Here is an 18,616-nt window from a genome sequence, read left to right as displayed (position 1 = left end):
CCAACACCGCGGGCAACCAGGCACTGCAGACCATCGGAATCTGAACTTTTGGCAGCGCCCGGCCGTTGTGGATTAAGGTCATTCACGGGCCCGCCCAGTAGTATCGGATGTAGGAGTGGCTGCTGGATGCAGGCACACCGGCGGCTTGGGAACACCACTGCAAGTGAACTTACGGAACGAAAACTGCCCCGCAGCCGGGGGGAAAGGAGAAGAACCATGGGTCTGCTGGACAAAGTCGAGCGCGGCATCGAAAAGGCCGTCCGGGGCGTCTTCTCCACCGGCTCGCGCGCCCAGGTTGAACCCGTCGAAATCGCCAGCAGGCTGCGCCGGGAAGTGGACCACAAGTCCCTTACCGTCGCCGCGGGACGCACCTTGGTGCCCAACGTTTTTGATGTCCAGCTCAGCGATGATGACTTCAAACGCGCCCAGGAATGGGGTACCCCGCTGGCCGAAGAACTCTGCGATGTTGTGATCAACCACGTCCGCAGCCAGGGCTACACCCTGCAGGGTTCGGTGCGGATCTCCTTCCGCCGCGATACAGAACTGCGCGCCGGCGACTTCGAAATTGTCTCCTCAACCGAGAAATCCAAAGGCACAACAGGCGCTCCCTCCCCCCGGCCCAACCTGCCTGCCGCTCCCAGCCGCCAGCCGGTCCGGCTGCAGCCCGTCCTCGATATCGACGGCCAGCGGTACTCACTCAACGCCCCGTCCATCGTGCTCGGCAGGTCCTCGGAGGCCGACATCCTGGTCGAGGACACCGGCGTATCCCGCCGCCACCTTGAAATCCGCACGGCTAATGGCGTCACCACGGCAGTGGACATGGGTTCCACCAACGGGAGCTACGTGAACGGGCACAAGGTCTCGGGAAGCACCGAACTCACCGACGGCTCCACCATCACCATGGGACGGACAAAGATCATCTTCCGCCTGCTTCCTGCCAGCCCTGGCGGCCACGCATGAGTGAACTCACCATCACCGCCTTGCGGTTCGGTTTCCTGTTGCTGCTCTGGGTGCTGATCTTCAGCATCGTCTCCACCATGCGCCGGGATCTTATGGTGGGCCGGAAGGCCGCCGCCGGCGCCCCAACAGCCCGGCAGATGCGCAAAAATCCCGAATTGGCCGAAGCCACGCCACAACCCGTGAAGCAGCAGGCCCGGCAACTGGTGGTCGTCGAAGGCCCGCTTAAGGGCCGAACACTTCCGCTGGCCGCGAGCCCCATCCTTTTGGGCCGCGCGCAGGAGGCCACCCTGGTCCTGGAGGACGACTACGCCTCCGGCCGTCACGCCAGGCTGTTTCCGCAGGGCAGCCGCTGGTTCATCGAGGACCTGGGTTCGACCAACGGCACCTACCTGGCTGACCAGCAGCTGACCCGTGCCCTGCCCGTTGAGCTTGGCGTACCCGTGAGAATCGGCAAGACGGTCATTGAATTGAGGCCATAGCCGTGGCCGCCCCGGAAAGCCCCGCACCCGGCCCCAAGCCGGTGGAGCGGCCCCTCATCATGCGCTTCGCGGCGAGGTCCGACGTCGGAAAAATCCGCTCGAAAAACGACGATTCCGCTTACGCGGGACGCCACCTGGCCGTAGTCGCGGACGGAATGGGCGGGCACGCCGGCGGCGACGTCGCTTCGGCCGCCACTGTTCTTGACATGATCCACCTGGACCGGGGTGATTACGCCGGCGATGCCGCCACCACGCTGGCCGATGAGATCCAGACCGCAAACTCCCTGCTGTCCGAGCTTGTGCATGTCAACCCCAAGCTGGCCGGGATGGGAACCACCGTCACGGCGCTCCTGCTTGCCGAGGGGAAGCTGCACTTTGCGCACATCGGTGATTCCCGGGCGTATCGCCTGCGTGACGGCGAGTTTGAGCAGGTAAGTGTTGACCACACTTTTGTGCAGCGGCTGATCGACGAAGGCCGGCTCCGGCCCGAGGAAGCCGAAACCCACCCGCACAAAAACGTTCTGATGCGTGTCCTGGGTGACGTCGATGCCAGCCCTGAACTGGACCTTGACAGCCTGGACGTGAAACCCGGGGAACGCTGGCTCCTCTGTTCGGACGGCCTCAACTACGTTGCCGGACATGCAGTTGAACGGACCGTCCGCGAGACCAAGGACCTGCGCGAGTGTGTGGAGACCCTTGTGGACCTCACCCTCGAGGCCGGCTCCCCGGACAACGTCACCGTTGTTATGGTGGAAATCGTTGAGGAAACGCCCGACGACGTCAGTACTGCCGCCGTCGACGTCATTCCCTCCCACGAAGTCACCAAAGCCGCTGCCGTGGCGAAGAGCGCCAGTTCCGTGGCAGCCGGGGCACCGGATGCGGTAGACAGCCCCAAGCCCGCCGCCGTCAACCCGGCAAAACCTCCTGCCGCCAATGATGCCAAGAACTCCGATCCCGTTAAGGATCCGGTGGAACCGGCCTCGGCCGAAAACAGCGGCAGCCCGGATACTCCGGGAGCGGGAGTCACGGACCCGCACCTTGGCGAGCACCTCTCCGCCGAAGTGCTCCGTGACGAACTGGCCTCACGCCCGCACGAACTTGTGGGAGCAGCCGCAACAGCTGCGGAGTCCGGTTCCATTCCCACCATCGCCGGCCGCACTGTTGCGCGGCGCGCCGCCACCCTCCTCACGCACAAGGCGGAACCCCCAGCCGGTGACGATGACGCAGTCGTAGCCCTCAAGCCACGGCGGTGGCTGACCTGGTCCATTGCCGCGTCCGTCCTGGTGCTCCTGACTATCGGACTCTGGCTCGGGTACGCCTGGACCCAAACCCGTTATTACGTCGGCGAGTTCGATGCCCGCGTTGCCATCTTCAACGGTGTTTCCCAGCGCCTGGGACCGATCCAGCTCTCGAGTCTTGAGACGGTAACCGAGATCCGGATGGATTCCCTACCGCCGTTCTCGCAGCAGCGCGTTCGACAGACGGTACCTGCCCAGGACCTCTACGACGCCCAGCGGATTGTGAAAAACCTCGAACTGACGGGCAGCACGTCACCTGAAGACGAGTGCGTGGCGCCTTCGGCATCCCCCACCGCAACGGCCGCGCCCACCCCCACGGCCACGCCCACTGCTACCGCCGCACCGACGCCTGATGCTTCGGCCACCCCTGCGGGCCCGTCCCCCACACCCAGTCCCACAGTCACCTGCGAGGTGGGCCAATGAGCCAGCTCAGTACCACGACCAAACCCCGCCGCAACGTGGAACTTGCGTTGCTCCTGCTGGCCCTTGCGGTCGGCATTGGGGCCAACATGCTGGTGGGGGTGGACCAGGAGAAGGCGTTCGACTCGGACTTCTGGTTCCAGTCCAGCCTGCTTGCCCTCGCTGCCTTGGTATTCCACGGCGTGCTTCGGTTCCGCGCAAAATATGCAGATCCGGTAATACTTCCCCTGGTAGTGGCCCTCAACGGAATCGGCCTGGCCATGATCCACCGGCTGGACGCGCCCGGGGACGATACCGGCAACAACCAGCTCCGGTGGACCCTGATCGCCATGGCAGTCGCCATCGCCGTCATCTGGTTCCTCAAGGACCACCGCATCCTCCGCAGGTTCACCTTCATTTCCCTTGCCGCCAGTGCCCTGTTGCTGGTGCTGCCTCTGGTTCCCGGCATCAGCGCAGGCGAAATCCTGGGTGCCCGCGTGTGGATCCGGCTTGGGCCCATGACGTTCCAGCCGGGTGAAGTCGCCAAGATCACCCTCGCCATATTCTTCGCCGGGTATCTTTCCTCGAACCGGGACCTGATCCTGCTGGCCGGCCGGAAGATCGGCCCGCTGCAGTTTCCGCGGTTCAAGGATATGGGCCCCATGATCACTGCCTGGCTGGTGAGCATCGGTGTGCTCATCTTCCAGCGCGACCTCGGCTCCTCCGTGCTCTTCTTCGGCCTGTTCATCGTCATGATCTACGTGGCAACCAGCCGTATCAGCTGGGTAGTGATCGGCCTGGCCCTCATTCTCGGCGGCGGCTTTGCGGCGTCGCGGGTCTTTTCCCACGTGGAACTCCGTATTAGCGGCTGGCTGAACGCCTTCACCCCGGAGGTTTACGACCGGGCTCCCGGTGGAAGCCACCAGATCGTGCAGGGACTCTTCGGCATGGCCAACGGCGGCCTCGTAGGGACCGGCCTGGGCCAGGGCCGGCCGGACCTGGTTCCGTTCGCCAACAGCGACATGATCATCGCCTCCCTCGGCGAGGAACTTGGCCTGATCGGACTCTTTGCCATCGTCCTGATGTACCTGCTGCTCTTCACCCGCGGGTTCCGGGCGGCCCTGGGCACCCGCGATGCGTTCGGCAAACTGCTGGCCTGCGGCCTGTCATTCGCGGTGGCGCTGCAGTGCTTCGTGGTCATTGGCGGCGTTACCCGTCTCATTCCGCTGACCGGTCTGACCACGCCCTTCCTGGCCGCCGGCGGTTCCTCCCTGCTGGCCAACTGGATCATCGTGGGCCTGCTCCTGATGATTTCCCACACCGCCCGCGGCCCGGTGGACACCACGCCCCTGCCACCGGCAAAGGGCGCGGAATCCATGGGCATTGATACTCCTACCGAGGCGGTGAAGCACCTGTGAACCAGGCGATACGGCATTCATGGGTAGCGGCGATTGCAATGTTCGCACTGATCTTCGGCGCCATCAGCTACGTCCAGGTGATTGGCGCCGAAGAGCTTGAGGCCAACCCGTGGAACCAGCGTGCCATCCTGCAGGACTATTGCAATGACCGCGGTGCGATCGTTGTGGCCGGATCACCCGTGGCGGAATCAGTGGAGAGCGGTTCGGAGACCTGCGCGTTCCAGCGGACCTACCCGCAGCCGGAGCTGTATGCGGGAATCACCGGGTACTTCTCGCAGAACTACGGGGCCACCGGCCTGGAGCAGGCCATGGGCGAGCAACTGGCAGGCAATTCGGACCAGCTCTTCCTGGACCGGGTGGGCCAGCTTTTCCTGGGCAGCCAGCCAAAGGGTGCGTCGGTGGAACTCACCATCGATCCGGAGATCCAGCAGCTCGCCTACGACCTCATCCCGGAAGGGCAGCGCGGTTCCATTGTGGTCACCAACCCCAAGACCGGCGCAATCCTGGCCATGGTGTCCAAACCCTCCTACAACCCCAACCTGGTTGCCACCCAGAATCCCACCGAAGAGTCGGCCAATATCAACGACCTCGTCAAAGTTCCGGGCATCAACCTGAACCCGAACGTCAGCGGACCCACCGGTGAACTACTTGCCCCGGGTTCCGTCTTCAAACTCGTGGACACCGCAGCCGCCCTTGCGTCAGGCAAATACAACAAGGAAAGCGAGCTTCCCAATCCGGCTGAAATGCCCTTCGACGGCATCCAGTACAAGCTTCCCAACTATGCAGGCGGCAACTGCTACACCCGGGACACGGCGGACTTCGCGTTCGCGCTGCAGCAATCCTGCAACACACCGTTCGCCAGCATTGCCTTGGACCTGGGCCGGGACGCAATCGCCGAACAGGCAAGGAAGTTCGGCTTCGGCGAGGACATGGGGGACCAACTGAAGCTCGGCTACGCCCGGGACAACGGCTTCCCCGACGACTTGGATGCGCCGGGACTCGCCCAATCAGCCATCGGACAGCGGGACGTCCGGGCCACGCCCCTGCAGGTGGCCATGATGACCGCGGCCATCGCCAATGACGGGGTGCAGATGAGGCCCAACCTGATCAAGACCCTGCGTTCCCCGGACCTTCGTGTCATCGAAGAACCGCAGCCGGAACAACTGCGCACCTCAACCACGCCTGAGATCGCCAACCAGATCACGGAGTGGATGACCAGTGCGGTCAGCCAGGGCATCGCCAACAGGGCAGCAGTTCCGGGAGTCCAGGTGGCAGGCAAAACCGGAACTGCAGAGTTGGGCAATGGCGTGAACAACTCCTGGTTCACCGGCTTTGCCCCGGCAAACAACCCCCAGGTGGGTGTCACCATCGTCATGGAGGGCGTGGACATCACTACCGGCGCACAGCTAACCAGTCCGAATGCGAAGAGAATTTTTGAGGCGGTGTTGAATAAGTGAGGCCTACAACCGGAATCACCCTCGGCGGCAGATTCCAGCTGACCACGCGGATCGCGATCGGCGGCATGGGCGAAGTCTGGAAAGCCAAAGACCTCGTCCTGGGCCGCATCGTCGCCATCAAGGTGTTGAAAGAGGAGTACACGGGGGACCCCGGTTTCCTTCAGCGCTTCCGCGCAGAGGCCCGCCACACTGCCCTGCTCAACCACGTAGGCATCGCCAACGTCTTCGACTATGGCGAGGAAGAGGGCTCCGCCTACCTGGTCATGGAACTGGTCCCCGGCCAGCCGCTGAGCAGCATTATCGAACATGAGCAGGTGCTGTCCCCGGACCGCACCCTGTCCATCATCGCCCAGACAGCCCGTGCGCTCTCCGTTGCGCATGCCCAGGGATTGGTGCACCGCGACATCAAGCCGGGCAACCTCCTGATCACTCCTGATGGACGCGTGAAAGTCACTGACTTCGGCATCGCCCGCCTTGCCGACCAGGTGCCCCTCACCCAGACGGGTCAGGTGATGGGCACTGCCCAGTATCTGGCGCCGGAGCAGGCCACCGGCCAGACGGCCACCGGTTCCTCGGACATCTACTCACTGGGTGTCATTGGCTACGAATGCCTCTCCGGGCACCGGCCCTTCTCCGGCGAGTCCCAGATTGCCATCGCCCTCGCCCAGGTCAATGATGCGCCGCCGCCACTGCCGGAGTCGCTTCCCACACCGGTGCGGGCCCTCCTGATGTCCATGCTCGCCAAGGATCCCAAGAACCGGCCCGCTAACGCCATCAAGCTGGCTGAAGCAGCGGAGGCCATCCGGAACGGAGACGTCAGCGCCGCCCGCGCCGCAGTCCCGGGCATGCTCCTGTTTGACGCCGATACCGGTCCCATCACGGCACCGGTGGACACAACAACTGCACCCACCGGTGTGATCGGTGCCCAGCGTGACACTTCCGCCACGGCAACCTCTGCGTTGCCGGTGCTGGGTGCCGGTGCTGCCGGTGCAGTGGCAGGAATAGCGGCCGGTGCCGCAGGATCGGCTGCGGATGCCGAGGAGCCGCAGGGAACGCTCGCCCGCGCCAATGCCCTCGCCGCCGAGCGGAATTGGGTGCCGGAAGAAACAACGTACGACGACGAGCCGGCCGATGAGCCCGAACGCCGCCGCCGCAGCCCCTGGACCTGGCCGCTGATCGCCCTGATCCTGCTGCTCTTGTTCGCGCTGGTTGGCTTTTTCCTCAACCAGCGGGGCATCCTGTTTCCGTCGAGCGACCCCACCTCCACCGCCCCTTCAAGCAACACTCAGCCCAGCAGCGCGACCCCCACCCGGACAACGCCGTCGGCCACGCCGACACAGACCCGCGCCGCACCCACAGTGAGCACGCCCCCGCCGCCGGAAACCGTGAATGTCATTCCTGAGGCTTACCTGGGGAAGGACTACCGGACGGTTCAGTCGCAGCTTTCCGCCCTTAACCTTGACGTCAGCGTGCAGCCGCAGGTTGATGCGAACTCAGCACCCAACTCGGTGATTGGCTTGTCGCGGTCAGGTCTGGTGGAAGTGGGTTCGCCGGTGACCATCACGTATGCCGTGGCACCGCCCGCCCCCACCACAACCTCTCCGCCGCCGACGCCGACACAGGCACCCACCACCTCCTCCGCGGCAGCACCCACAGCACAGTCAGCACAGTCGCCCCTCCCGGATTGCGCCGCCGGCGCGCTGCCGGGCCTGCCGCCGACCTGCAAGCCGTAACCGCCAGGACAGCCAATGAACGAGTCAGCGCGCACACCGTTGCACCGGGAGGACAGCCTTCCGGTGGATAGCCAACGCGTCCTCAGCGGACGGTACGAGGTGGGCAACCTCATTGGCCGGGGAGGAATGGCGGACGTTCACCGGGGCCTGGACACCCGGCTCGGACGCACCGTAGCCATCAAACTGCTGCGCGCGGATCTTGCACGCGATCCCCAGTTCCAGGCGCGCTTCAAGCGCGAAGCGCAGGCTGTTGCTGCGCTGAACCACCCGTCCATTGTGGCTATCTACGATACGGGCGAGCACCTCGTCCACGACGGTTCGGATGACAACGTCCGCGTGCCGTACATCGTGATGGAGTTCGTTGAGGGCAAGACCATCCGGGATCTTATCCGGGCCAATGACGTCACTATCGACCAGGCGATCGACTACTGCCTGGGCGTACTCGGAGCCCTCGAGTACAGCCACAAGGCGGGGATCGTGCACCGGGACATCAAGCCGGCCAACGTGATGTACTGCGACGGCAGCGACTCTGTGAAGGTCATGGACTTCGGCATCGCCCGTGCCATTGCCGATTCCTCGGCCACCATGACCCAGACGCAGGCCGTGGTGGGCACCGCCCAGTACTTGTCACCTGAGCAGGCCCGCGGTGAAACGGTGGATGCGCGCAGCGACCTCTACTCCGCCGCCTGCCTCCTGTACGAAATGCTCACCTCGCGCCCGCCGTTCGTTGGCGACAGTCCCGTGTCGGTGGCATACCAGCACGTGCGTGAAATTCCTGCACCGGCGAGCAGCCTGAACCCGGAAATATCGCCTGCACTGGACACCGTGCTGGCCAAGGCACTGCAGAAGAACCGCGACGACAGGTTCCAGGATGCCGCAGCGTTCCAGCGTGCCCTGCGCGCCGCCAGGGCCGGTATTCCTGTTGCGGCGGCATCGCCCTCTGAGGCGCCCACCGATCCCAACGACCATGTCCCACCTTCGTCCTCTTCCCCTGCCACTGAAGCCTTTGCGGTTACGGGCGCGGGCTTCCTGGATGACGCACCTACGGGACGGCTCGCTGCCATCAGCACACCGGCGGACGACGGCGGCAGCCCCGGTCCTGGTGCTTACGAACCTTCCACACGGGATGAGTTGTTTCTCGGCCTCCCTCCGGAACGCGAGCGGACCGCACGGCAAAAGTCCCGGCGTCGTGCCTGGATCACAACCCTGGTGATCTTCACCGTCCTCGTCCTGGCTGGCGGCGGACTGTGGTTGTACAACATTGTCAACCGCCCGGCACCGCCGCCGCCGAAGGTTTCGATTCCGGCGGTAGCGGCGATGACTGAGTCTGCTGCCCTGCAGGAGCTCTACGGCGCGGACCTCGAGCCCAGAATTGTCCGCGCACAACATGACACGGTGCCCAAGGGCACCGCCATCGGAACGGATCCTGCGTCCGGCGTCGCCGTGGATCCGGGAGCCGAGGTGGTCCTGAATATCTCCGACGGGCCCAGCGCGGTCAAGATTCCAGACAGCCTGCCGGGCAAGACTGAAGCTGCCGCCCGGGACATGCTTCGCCAAATCGGTTTGGTGGGCGCTCCCTCAACCACCACCGCCAACAGCGCCACAGTCCCGGCAGGTATCGTGATCACCACCAGCCCCGCCCCGGGACAGAGCGTTGGCGTGGGCACGAGCGTTGAGCTGGTGGTGTCCACGGGCAAGGTCGCAGTCCCCGAACTCCGCGGACGGACCCGGGCAGAAGCAGAAGCGGCTTTGAAGGAACTGGGCCTGGTACCCGCTGTGGTTGAGGCGGAGAACGCGCAGGTGGAACCAGGCAGGGTCACGGATCAGAGCGACGCCGTTAACGCCGCGGTGGAGCAGGGCAAGACTGTCACCATCGTGGTTGCCAAGGCGCCGCCTCCGCCGCCAAGCCCCTCTCCGACCCCAACGCCCACGCCGACATCCACCAAAAAGGATGACGACTGAACGGCAGGCCGCAACAGGTCAGTGCTGGATGAGCGGGCTCAGCTTGGCTGCCCGCGCAGCCGCGCCCTTCATGCCCAGGGACTCGAGCCAGTTCCCCAGCATCTGGTAGCCGCCCTCAGTCAGCACGGATTCCGGGTGGAACTGCACACCGCACAGGGGTGCGGTCCGGTGCTGGAGCCCCATCACCACGCCTGACGCGGTTTCCGCAGTCACTTCAAGGACATCGGGAAGCGTGTCCCGCACCGCAGCGAGGGAGTGGTAGCGGGTGGCTGTGACGGGGGAGGGGAGTCCCGAAAAGACACTGGTTCCGATGTGTTCCACCAGGGAGGTCTTCCCGTGCATAAGTTCCGGGGCATGGGTCACCTTGCCCCCGAATGCCTCCGCCAGCGCCTGGTGTCCCAGGCAAACGCCGAACATAGGCACGCTGTTCTCGCCACACCATTTGATGAGTTCGATGCAGACCCCCGCTTCAGCAGGGTTCCCCGGGCCGGGAGAGATCAACACGCCGTCGCGGGTGCCGGCCAGTTCGGTGGCCTCCGCCAGGGTGACGTCGTCGTTGCGGACCACCGTGGTCTCGGCGCCAAGCTCCTGGAGGTAGCCCACCAGGGTGTAGACGAAGCTGTCGTAGTTATCCACCACGAGGATCTTGGTTGTGGTCATGGCTGGCTTACGAACCAATCGTTGAGTCGGTGAATTGGGTGTACTCGGACATCCACGGGAAAACGAACTGAACCATCAATACCAGTGCGGCGGCGATCAGCACCAGCGAGGTGGCGATCCGCAGCCACAAAGGCCCGGGAAGATGGCGGAAGATCCAGCCGTACATGCTCAGCCCTTTCCGATCGCTGCGGCTACCTGGCGTGCGATTTCAGCAGGCGGACCGGCTGATGCAGGGCGCCAGCTGTCCAGCAGGGCATAGGCGATAATGCGTTCTTCCGCCCCGAAGCGGGGGTTGCAGCTGGTCATGGTGAGGAAGCTTTCCGTGGGGGTGACGCCCGGCAGAGTGGGCACAGGTTCCAGGACGTCCGTTCGTGACGGCATCACGATCTGGTTGTTGCGGAAGACATACACGTAGTATCCGTCCTTGGTCTGGACATAGATCTTGTCCCCGGGAACCAGGGTGTGAATGTTGTCCAAGACCGCACCATGGGTCTGGCGGTGCCCCGCAACAGCGAAATTGCCAACCGCTCCCGGCATGGCCGTGTTGGTGTAGTGCCCCAACCCGAGCGTGTCCAGTACTTCACTGGTGGTCCCCTGGACGATGGGCCGCGTGTAGTTCTCGCCGAACCGGGGAATGTACATGATCCCGATGGTGCCGGCGTGGCCGGGCGCTGCCGAAACCGCCGGCGGCCCGAAATCTTCAGGGGCTGCCGGCGCGTCCGGGGCGGCTGGAGCGGCAGCACCGAGGTCCTGTGCAAACTCCTTGATGACTTCGCTCTGCTTGGCGTCGGACTCCACGTTGGTCCACCACAGCTGCCAGGCAACAAAAAGAAGAAGGATGATCCCGGCTGTAATCAGCAGCTCACCCACCACCAGGACTGCCCCGCGCAGAATGACGACGCCGGCAGCGGGCGCAGCAACGGGCCTCGCCTTCTCCTGCAGTACCACGGGTTCTCCTCCCGGCGGTTGCGATGGGCATTGGTGACCCATGACTACGGCTAGAATTGGCTGCTAGTAAGAATCCAGATTTGACCAAGATCGCGCAGACCGCTGGCAACTTCCTTCTTGCAGGATATCAAGCCCGGAACGCCGAGCTTGCCTCAGCCCGCCAAGGAGAACCCGTGCCCGAGTCAAAGCCTCGCAAGAAGACCGCCAGCACCCCCCAGCAGGCTTCGTCGCAGGCCTACAAGCCCAACCCCGTCTGGTTTAAGCCGGTCATGTTCGGCCTGATGATCATCGGCCTCTTCTGGATTATCACGTTCTACATCAGCGAGGGCCAGCTGCCGGTTGCGGCGTGGGAATCGTGGAACATCGTGGCCGGCTTCGGCATCGCGATCATCGGCTTCCTCATGACCACCCGGTGGCGCTCATAGTTCCTGACGGCGGTCCAGCCGTCGGCACAACGGATAGCCGCGATCCAGCCTCTGGACGGCCTGCTCACGGCGGTGCAGTCGTCGGCGAGGACGGCCTCGCCCGGCCGGCGTGGGCGTCCACTGACCCACTCCTCCGCGACTATTACGACAATGAGTGGGGCCTTCCTGTCACCGACGAACAGGGGCTCTACGAGCGCATCTGCCTGGAGGGTTTTCAAGCAGGACTTTCCTGGGCCACCATCCTCCGGAAGCGCCCTGCGTTCCGGGCCGCCTTTGCAGGCTTCAACCCGGACGCGGTAGCGCTGTTCACCGAGGGGGACATCGATCGGCTGCTGCAGGATCCCGGCATCGTCCGGAACCGGTTGAAAATCCGGTCTGCTGTGGCAAATGCACAGGCCACACTCGCGCTGCGCCAGGAAGGCGGCCTCGTGGACTTTGTTTGGCAGTTCAAACCAACAGACACCCCCCGCCCTGCAGTCCACACCGATATCCCCACCCAGTCCCCGGAGTCCGTGGCCCTCTCCAAGGCATTGCGGAAAAAGGGATTCTCCTTCGTTGGTCCCACCACCATGTTTGCCCTCATGGAAGCCATCGGCATGGTGGATACGCACCTGCTGGACAGCCACCGCCGTGGATCCTCAGGAATCTGGCCGCGGCCACGCGCCTGATTCCCCGGTTTTCCCCAACTGTTGGGAAAGTTATCCACACTGTTGAAAACCTGGGAGCACCGGAAGAATGCAGGCTGTTGGACCGCCCGGCAGCGTGAAAACACCAATCATGCCATCCGGATGCGGTTATTAACAGTGTGGAAGACCTGTGGATAAACCGACCCGCGCGTCCGCCTTGCTTCAGCGGTCGCGGCGGACGGGGTGGTGGCTGGTGATGGATATCCGATTGAAGGCGTTCATGGTGATCGCCAGCCAACTGACGATTGAGAATTCCTCGTCCGTGAGATGCTCGCGGGCGAACGCTTCCTCGTGGGCCTGCGCATGGTGGTCCGGTAACTCCGTGATATTTTCGGCCAATGCAAGGGCAGCCCGTTCCTTCTCGGTGAAGAGGGCCGTATCACGCCAGGCAGGGAGCACCGCCAGGCGCTGTCCGCTCTCACCCGCCTTCAGCGCGTCCCTGACGTGCAGGTCCAGGCAGTAAGCGCAGCCGTTGAGCTGCGATATCCGGACGTGCAGGAGCTCCACTGTCTTCCCGTCCAGCCCTGCTGCCTCTGCGGCCTCCCGCACTTTGAGCCCCAGCCCGTTCAGTGCCCGCCAGAGGACGGGATGTTGCTTGTCGAGGAAGATGTGCTGCGTGGTGGCGCTCAAGAGATTCTCCTGGGTCGGACGGCAATGCAGGCCCACAAGTGGCGGCAACCTGCGGTGAAACTGCGGACTGGAACCTAGCTTCAACTACCCCGGCGGGGTTGTCCACTTACCAACATTGCGATACCCACAAGTTATCCACAACTGTGGAAACTGCGGAAGCTGCAAGCGGATCGTCACTCCTTACGGGCCGCAGTCCGGGCATTTACGGCAACACGATTACACCGCTGTTACTTATTAACACTGTGCAAAAGGCTGTTGAAAGAAGCCCCTCTAAGCCTCATGTGCTGCCGATACGGGCCGTCTTCCACTGTTTTATCCACAGACCTCAGCTTTTTACGGCTTTTGTCCACTTAAGCACAGCACTATCCCCAAGAGTTATCCACAGATGTGGATGGGGAGCCGTGCTGCTTTCACAAAGCGCCGCGGACTGGCGGAAAAACTGCTTTCCCCAATCGAACTACAGACGTGTAAGTTACCAACACTGTGGATAAGTCCTGTGGATAAGAAAAGGGCCCCGACATTGGTAATGTCGGGGCCCTCTGTGAGAACGGGACGGCGTCAGCCCTTCAGGCTGCACGCCTTTGGGCTTACATCGAGATTTTCATCCAGCTGGCAACGGCCAGCAGTACCAGGACCGCGACCAGGCCTGCTGCCTGGATGAGGCCCTGCCGCCGTCCGCGGGGAGTGTAGGCAAGGACTGCCGCGCAAAGGGCACCCGTTACCAGGCCACCCAAGTGCGCCTGCCATGCGATCTGGGGGATGAGGAATCCAATCACCCCGTTGATGGCAATCAGCACCCACAATTGGCGGGTGTCCCCGCCACGGTGCCGCTGCACCAGCAGCATGGCGCCGAAGAGGCCGAAAATGGCGCCTGAAGCGCCCACAACTCCCACCAACCCTTGTCCGGGTACCAGCACCGGATTCAGGAGCAGGTATCCAACGGAGCCGCCCACGGCCGAGATCAGGTACAGCGCCAGGAAGCGGGCACGCCCCAGGAGTGGCTCGAGGGCCTGGCCGAAGATCCACAGTGTGTACATGTTCAGGGCGATGTGCAGGACGGAATCCGGCGAGTGCAGGAAAGCTGCGGTCAGCATCCGCCATGGCTCAAACGCCCCGTATTCAGGGGTAGCAAAGACGTTGTTGTAGGCGAACTGCTCGTAGACCACCTGGCCGGGAACCACCCATTGGAGCACGTACATCACCGCACAAAGGGCAATAATCCCGTACGTCACCACTGGTTTGCCCGACGCCACGGCGCCGCCGTAAACCGTCCGGACCTGCGGCGTCGTCCGCCTTGTCTCGTTGACGCAGTCAATGCATTGGAATCCGACGGCGGCCGCCCGCTGGCAGTCAGGGCACGCCGGCCGCCCGCACCGCTGGCAGCGGACATAGGATGGCCGGTCCGGATGCCGCGGGCACACCGGAACCTGTGCGGACGGCTCAGCCGACGGAATTCCGTAACTCATGGGTGGGGATTACAGCTGTTCGATGTCGATGCTGTTGATGGTGACGTCCTCCACCGGGCGGTCGCCCATGCCGGTGCGAACGCCCTCGATGGCGTCCACAACCTTCTTGGATTCGTCGTCGGCCACTTCACCGAAGATGCTGTGCTTGCCCTGGAGCCAGTCGGTGGGGATGGTGGTGATGAAGAACTGTGAACCGTTAGTGCCCTTGCCCATCTGGATCCCGGCGTTGGCCATGGCCAGCTTGTAGGGCTGGTTGAAACTGAGCTCGGGGTGGATCTCGTCGTCGAACCGGTAGCCCGGTCCGCCGGTGCCGCGGCCAAGGGGATCGCCGGCCTGGATCATGAAGTCCTTGATGATGCGGTGGAAGATGGTGCCGTTGTACAGCGGCGTGCCGGTCTTCTCCTCGCCCGTCTCCGGGTGGGTCCACGTCTGCTCGCCGGTGGCGAGGCCAACGAAGTTCTTGACCGTCTTCGGCGCGTGGTTGCCGAAGAGGTTGACGACGATGTCGCCAAGGCTGGTGTGGATGGTTGCTTTTGCGGTTGCGATTGCAGTCATAGGGCTTATTCTTCCACGGCGGTCCGGGGTGGTGATGGCTGTTGCATCAGTTCCGCGCTGGGTGAAATCGGCCTAAAATCCGCAGAGAGAATAGCCGGTGAAGACCAAGGCACGTAGGCTAACCACAGACCGTCACATTAATTCGGGAGGTAGTTGTGAAGAAATCGGATCGTATTGCCCGTGACCTTGAGCTGTCAGTCATCGGCGCCATGGAAAATGCCAAGGATTGGGCATCCCCCCGCGTGGAAGCAGCCGTGGACCGTCTGCAGCACAGCCTGGATACCGCATCTCCCAAGATTCAGGAAGGCCTGAAGACCGCGGCCCACAGGGCGGCGGACGGAGTAGCCGTGGTGACGCCCCGCATCCAGGACGGCCTGGCCCAGCTCGCTCCGCGGATTAACGATGCTGTGGACGGCGCTTCGCCGCGGCTGCATGAGGCCCTGGACAAGGCCACGCCTGTCATCCTCAATGCCCGTGACCGCGTGGTGGTGGAATACCTGCCCCGCTTGTCAGACCAGATCGGTTCCGCATCCAGCGTTGTGCACCGGACGCTGGAAAACACGCCCGCCCGCGTGGACGCCGTTGCCCAGAAGCTTGGCGACGTGGGAATCATCCACGCCCTCCAGGAGCAGGCATTGGCCACCGGAACGCAGCTTAAGGCTGCGGCCACCCAAGCCGGCCGCACGGCACCCGTTCAGCTCGCGGAGCCCGAGGTACCGAAGAAGCGCGGTTGGCTGGTCTTCGGTGTCATCGCCGCGGCGGTTGCCGCGGGCGTGGCAGCCTGGAAAGCCTCCAAGCCGGTCGAGGATCCGTGGAAGACGCCCTCGCCTGTTACAGGAACAGGCACGCCCGCGCCGGTTCCTGCCACCACAGTGAACGAGGTCCCGGAAGCAACCACCGGCTCCGCCTCCGAGGTGGCCGAGGCTGCCAAGGACTCGGCGGGAGACGCCGCGGAGAAGGCAAAGCACGTGGCTGAGGACGTTTCCAGCAGCAGCGGTGCGGACAAGGGCTCCATCCAGTCCTAGCAGTCCGGATGTCCGGTGAGGGGTCCTGCCTTTGGGGCGGGGCCCCTCATTCGTCTCCGGGCACAGCCGCCCTCCCGGGAGGCGCATCTGATCGATGCTAGATTTGGACTGATGTCAGCCGATCAATCCTCTGAGGATGCCTTGAACGACGCAGCAGAACTGCCCCGCGTGTCAATCGTTATCCCGGCATACAACGAGGAGAGCGTGATCCGGCAGTGCCTTATTGCTGCCATTTACCAATCCGTCCCGGCCCACGAGATCATCGTGGTGGACAACCTGTCAAAGGACCGGACCGCGGACATTGTGCGCCAGATGCAGCTCGAATATCCGGAAAGCCCCATCGTCCTGCTGAGCCAGGACAAGGAACAGGGCCTCATTCCCACACGGAACTACGGCCTGGACAACGCCAGCGGTGACATCCTGGGCCGTATTGACGCGGACTCCGTGGTGGAGCCGGACTGGGTGGAACAGGTGCAGCGGGCCTTCCTGGACGAATCCGTCCAGGCGGCCACCGGTCCCGTCGTCTATTACGACATGCCTATGCGCCGCTTCGGCCTGAAAGCCGACGACAAGATGCGCCAGCTCATGCTGAAGCTGGCCAAACACCAGTACCACTTCCTTTTCGGGTCCAACATGGCACTGCGTTCCTCAGCCTGGCAAATCATCCGGTCCGAGACCTGCCGTGACGAGAAGGACGAGATGCATGAGGACATCGATCTTTCCCTGCACCTGGCGGACCACGACCTGAAGATCAGTTACTGTCCGCAGATGGTTTCCGGCATGTCGGCCCGCCGGCTGGAGGACTCACCGCGGGACTACCGCTTCTACGTCACCCGGTTTGACCGTACCTACAAGGCACACAACGTCAAGAAGATGGCGCTCAAAGCGCCCATGGTGGTGTTCTTCTCGGTGTATTTCCCGGCCAAACTCCTCCGGGCCATCCACACGGTCAATACGGCCCAGCCCGTCCGCCGCGGCGGCCAGTAGGATCCTGCCGCAGCTGAACCTGCACAGGGTCAGTCCGTCCCCAGTTCCGCCAGGGGACGCTCCGGCGGCCCATCAGCATTGCCTGTTCCTGCCGCACGGCTACGCCGCCCTGCCTTTCCGGACTTTTGCCCAAGGACGACGACGGCGAGCCCCACCAGGATGAGCGCGAGTCCGGCGTACGTACCCGCGGGAAGCACCTCCTGCAGGAAGAGCGCTGCGAGGAGGGCAGCCCCGGGGATCTCCAGCAGGATGATCATCGACACCAAAAGCGGACTCATGGTGGCCAGCAGGTGGTTGAACGCCGTGTGCCCGATAAGCTGCGCGCAGACCGTAATGGCTGCGATGCCCAGCCAGCCCGCGGCCCCGAAGCCCACCAGCGGTTGGCCGCCCAGCAGGGCCAGCACGGCCACCAGCGCCGCGCACATGCCGTAGCACAGCGTGGTGTAGGTCCCAGTGGTCATGCTCTGCCTCGCCTTGCCTCCGGCGAGTGTATATAGCCCGGCAAGGGCTCCGCCGGCCACAGCCAGCAGGTCCCCCAGCAGGGCTTCGGGTGACGTGCCCAGGTCGAAGCCGGTAATGGCCACCACACCGGCGAACGCGATGCCCAGTCCGGCCAGTACCTGCCACCGGTGCCTGGTTCCCCTGAAGAGCTGGAAGACGGCGATCCACGCCGACTGGAGGCAGACCAGGGCTGTGGCTGCGGCAACGGACGTCAGTTGCAGTGAGGTGATGAAGCAGGCAAAGTGCAGGGCCAGCGCGACGGCGGCCAGGACGGACCAGCGGAACTCCACCTTTGTAACCCTGCCGAACTGGGCAGGCTCCCGAATGAGGGTGGGCGCCGCCATGACAGCGGCGCCAATGGCATTGCGCCAGAAGGCTATGGCCAGCGCGCTGACGCTGGTTGCCCCAAGCGTTGCCGCTATCAGGGGACCGGATGACGCAACGCCCAGCACCCCCAGGGCCGCGAGAAAGAAGTTCACTGTCCAACCCTAATGTCGGGTAATACGGGGAAAAGCAAAAGTCCCGGCCAGCGTTTCCGCTGACCGGGACTTCCTTATGGTGGAGGCACGGGGACTCGAACCCCGAACCCCCTGCTTGCAAAGCAGGTGCGCTACCAATTGCGCCATGCCCCCATAAGAAGCAACCCGTCAATCATACCCTAGAACCTTAGGGCTGCTGACCAGCCCCGGCACCGGGCGCCTGTCCTAGTCAACCGTATCGGTTGACTTGCTCCAGACAGTTTTCCGGGCTTCGGATTCCTGTGCTTTTCGGAAGACCAGGACGCCTGCGATTGCGGCTGCTAATACAAGCAACTTCTTCACATGCTCCCCGTTCCGGTTCAGCCGCAGTGATGCGAACCAAACCTCCACTTGAACCTGCACAGGTTCCGTGGGCGTACCAGGACTTGAACCTGGGACCTCTTCGTTATCAGCGAAGCGCTCTAACCGCCTGAGCTATACGCCCCGATACCTCATCGGGCCGAGACATGACTTTACAGCACATCCCGGCCCGATCTCAAATCGGGCGC

At 63.7% G+C, this 18,616-nt stretch carries 19 protein-coding genes and 2 tRNA genes; 11 read left to right on the top strand and 10 right to left on the bottom strand.

The window, feature by feature from the left end; translation table 11 throughout:
* Positions 1 to 216 precede the first annotated feature (216 nt).
* Genes AC5RV1_RS11025 through pknB form a run of 7 tightly spaced genes read left to right on the top strand, consistent with a single transcriptional unit; the run spans position 217 to position 9,706 of the window.
* On the top strand, positions 217 to 960 hold the full coding sequence (locus AC5RV1_RS11025; protein ID WP_493994540.1) for an FHA domain-containing protein: 744 nt from the start codon (positions 217 to 219) through the stop codon (positions 958 to 960).
* Entirely contained in the window at positions 957 to 1,439 is a 483-nt protein-coding gene (locus AC5RV1_RS11020) for an FHA domain-containing protein FhaB/FipA (RefSeq protein WP_163164931.1), read from the top strand. The genes AC5RV1_RS11025 and AC5RV1_RS11020 overlap by 4 nt, the downstream gene beginning before the upstream one ends.
* A 2-nt stretch (positions 1,440 to 1,441) precedes the next feature.
* Positions 1,442 to 3,160, top strand: coding sequence for a PP2C family protein-serine/threonine phosphatase (locus AC5RV1_RS11015; protein ID WP_493994539.1), 1,719 nt, complete (start codon positions 1,442 to 1,444; stop codon positions 3,158 to 3,160).
* Complete coding sequence (locus AC5RV1_RS11010; protein ID WP_163164933.1) at positions 3,157 to 4,554, top strand: FtsW/RodA/SpoVE family cell cycle protein; 1,398 nt, start codon at positions 3,157 to 3,159, stop codon at positions 4,552 to 4,554. The genes AC5RV1_RS11015 and AC5RV1_RS11010 overlap by 4 nt, the downstream gene beginning before the upstream one ends.
* Positions 4,551 to 6,011 carry a peptidoglycan D,D-transpeptidase FtsI family protein gene (locus AC5RV1_RS11005; RefSeq protein ID WP_493994538.1) on the top strand — a complete coding sequence of 487 codons (1,461 nt, stop codon included), beginning with the start codon at positions 4,551 to 4,553 and terminating at the stop codon, positions 6,009 to 6,011. Before AC5RV1_RS11010 ends, AC5RV1_RS11005 begins: the two co-directional genes overlap by 4 nt.
* Positions 6,008 to 7,744 carry a serine/threonine-protein kinase gene (locus AC5RV1_RS11000; protein ID WP_493994537.1) on the top strand — a complete coding sequence of 579 codons (1,737 nt, stop codon included), beginning with the start codon at positions 6,008 to 6,010 and terminating at the stop codon, positions 7,742 to 7,744. The genes AC5RV1_RS11005 and AC5RV1_RS11000 overlap by 4 nt, the downstream gene beginning before the upstream one ends.
* Before the next feature lie 15 nt (positions 7,745 to 7,759).
* Positions 7,760 to 9,706 carry a Stk1 family PASTA domain-containing Ser/Thr kinase gene (pknB, locus tag AC5RV1_RS10995; protein WP_493994536.1) on the top strand — a complete coding sequence of 649 codons (1,947 nt, stop codon included), beginning with the start codon at positions 7,760 to 7,762 and terminating at the stop codon, positions 9,704 to 9,706.
* 18 nt (positions 9,707 to 9,724) lie between these two features.
* Here pknB and AC5RV1_RS10990 read toward each other — a convergent pair whose 3' ends face one another.
* The 3 genes from AC5RV1_RS10990 to AC5RV1_RS10980 are packed head-to-tail and all read right to left on the bottom strand — an operon-like array spanning position 9,725 to position 11,314.
* Complete coding sequence (locus tag AC5RV1_RS10990; protein WP_163164941.1) at positions 9,725 to 10,366, bottom strand: aminodeoxychorismate/anthranilate synthase component II; 642 nt, start codon at positions 10,364 to 10,366, stop codon at positions 9,725 to 9,727.
* Between the two features lie 7 nt (positions 10,367 to 10,373).
* The gene (locus AC5RV1_RS10985) at positions 10,374 to 10,532 is read right to left on the bottom strand and encodes a hypothetical protein (protein ID WP_493994535.1); all 159 of its coding nucleotides are present in this window, start codon (positions 10,530 to 10,532) and stop codon (positions 10,374 to 10,376) included.
* Between the two features lie 2 nt (positions 10,533 to 10,534).
* A complete protein-coding gene (locus tag AC5RV1_RS10980; RefSeq protein WP_493994534.1) occupies positions 10,535 to 11,314 on the bottom strand; it encodes a class E sortase in 780 nt (259 codons plus the stop codon).
* Between the two features lie 173 nt (positions 11,315 to 11,487).
* Here AC5RV1_RS10980 and AC5RV1_RS10975 point away from each other — a divergent pair, with 173 nt between their 5' ends.
* A complete protein-coding gene (locus tag AC5RV1_RS10975) occupies positions 11,488 to 11,739 on the top strand; it encodes a cell division protein CrgA (protein ID WP_163164945.1) in 252 nt (83 codons plus the stop codon).
* On the top strand, positions 11,727 to 12,407 hold the full coding sequence (locus AC5RV1_RS10970) for a DNA-3-methyladenine glycosylase I (RefSeq protein ID WP_493994533.1): 681 nt from the start codon (positions 11,727 to 11,729) through the stop codon (positions 12,405 to 12,407). Before AC5RV1_RS10975 ends, AC5RV1_RS10970 begins: the two co-directional genes overlap by 13 nt.
* Positions 12,408 to 12,587: 180 nt before the next feature.
* On the opposite strand, the gene AC5RV1_RS10965 is transcribed toward AC5RV1_RS10970, so the two are convergent.
* From AC5RV1_RS10965 to AC5RV1_RS10955, 3 genes are all read right to left on the bottom strand, one after another.
* Complete coding sequence (locus AC5RV1_RS10965; RefSeq protein ID WP_493994532.1) at positions 12,588 to 13,055, bottom strand: carboxymuconolactone decarboxylase family protein; 468 nt, start codon at positions 13,053 to 13,055, stop codon at positions 12,588 to 12,590.
* Between the two features lie 587 nt (positions 13,056 to 13,642).
* A complete protein-coding gene (locus AC5RV1_RS10960) occupies positions 13,643 to 14,521 on the bottom strand; it encodes a rhomboid family intramembrane serine protease (protein WP_493994531.1) in 879 nt (292 codons plus the stop codon).
* Positions 14,522 to 14,530: 9 nt separating this feature from the next.
* The gene (locus tag AC5RV1_RS10955) at positions 14,531 to 15,076 is read right to left on the bottom strand and encodes a peptidylprolyl isomerase (RefSeq protein ID WP_163164953.1); all 546 of its coding nucleotides are present in this window, start codon (positions 15,074 to 15,076) and stop codon (positions 14,531 to 14,533) included.
* Positions 15,077 to 15,231: 155 nt separating this feature from the next.
* On the opposite strand from AC5RV1_RS10955, the gene AC5RV1_RS10950 reads away from it, so the two are divergent.
* Positions 15,232 to 16,101: a hypothetical protein gene (locus AC5RV1_RS10950; RefSeq protein WP_493945577.1), complete on the top strand. Its 870-nt coding sequence runs from the start codon at positions 15,232 to 15,234 to the stop codon at positions 16,099 to 16,101.
* Between the two features lie 111 nt (positions 16,102 to 16,212).
* On the top strand, positions 16,213 to 17,088 hold the full coding sequence (locus tag AC5RV1_RS10945) for a glycosyltransferase family 2 protein (RefSeq protein ID WP_493994530.1): 876 nt from the start codon (positions 16,213 to 16,215) through the stop codon (positions 17,086 to 17,088).
* A gap of 29 nt (positions 17,089 to 17,117) precedes the next feature.
* Here the strand turns inward: AC5RV1_RS10945 and AC5RV1_RS10940 are convergent, their stop codons facing one another.
* The 4 genes from AC5RV1_RS10940 to AC5RV1_RS10925 all read right to left on the bottom strand — a co-directional run bounded on the left by AC5RV1_RS10940 (position 17,118) and on the right by AC5RV1_RS10925 (position 18,552).
* Positions 17,118 to 18,068, bottom strand: coding sequence for a DMT family transporter (locus AC5RV1_RS10940; protein WP_493994529.1), 951 nt, complete (start codon positions 18,066 to 18,068; stop codon positions 17,118 to 17,120).
* A gap of 77 nt (positions 18,069 to 18,145) precedes the next feature.
* Positions 18,146 to 18,221 (bottom strand) — tRNA-Ala (locus AC5RV1_RS10935).
* Positions 18,222 to 18,293: 72 nt separating this feature from the next.
* Positions 18,294 to 18,410 (bottom strand): DLW-39 family protein, encoded by a 117-nt coding sequence (locus AC5RV1_RS10930; RefSeq protein WP_493945574.1) that lies wholly within the window; start codon positions 18,408 to 18,410, stop codon positions 18,294 to 18,296.
* Between the two features lie 68 nt (positions 18,411 to 18,478).
* Positions 18,479 to 18,552, bottom strand: a tRNA-Ile gene (locus AC5RV1_RS10925).
* Positions 18,553 to 18,616 lie beyond the last annotated feature (64 nt).

The organism is Arthrobacter sp. Hb9-2 (assembly GCF_059091165.1).
Note: the sequence above shows the minus strand (reverse complement) of the source record. Positions and strands in the feature narration are given on the sequence as shown.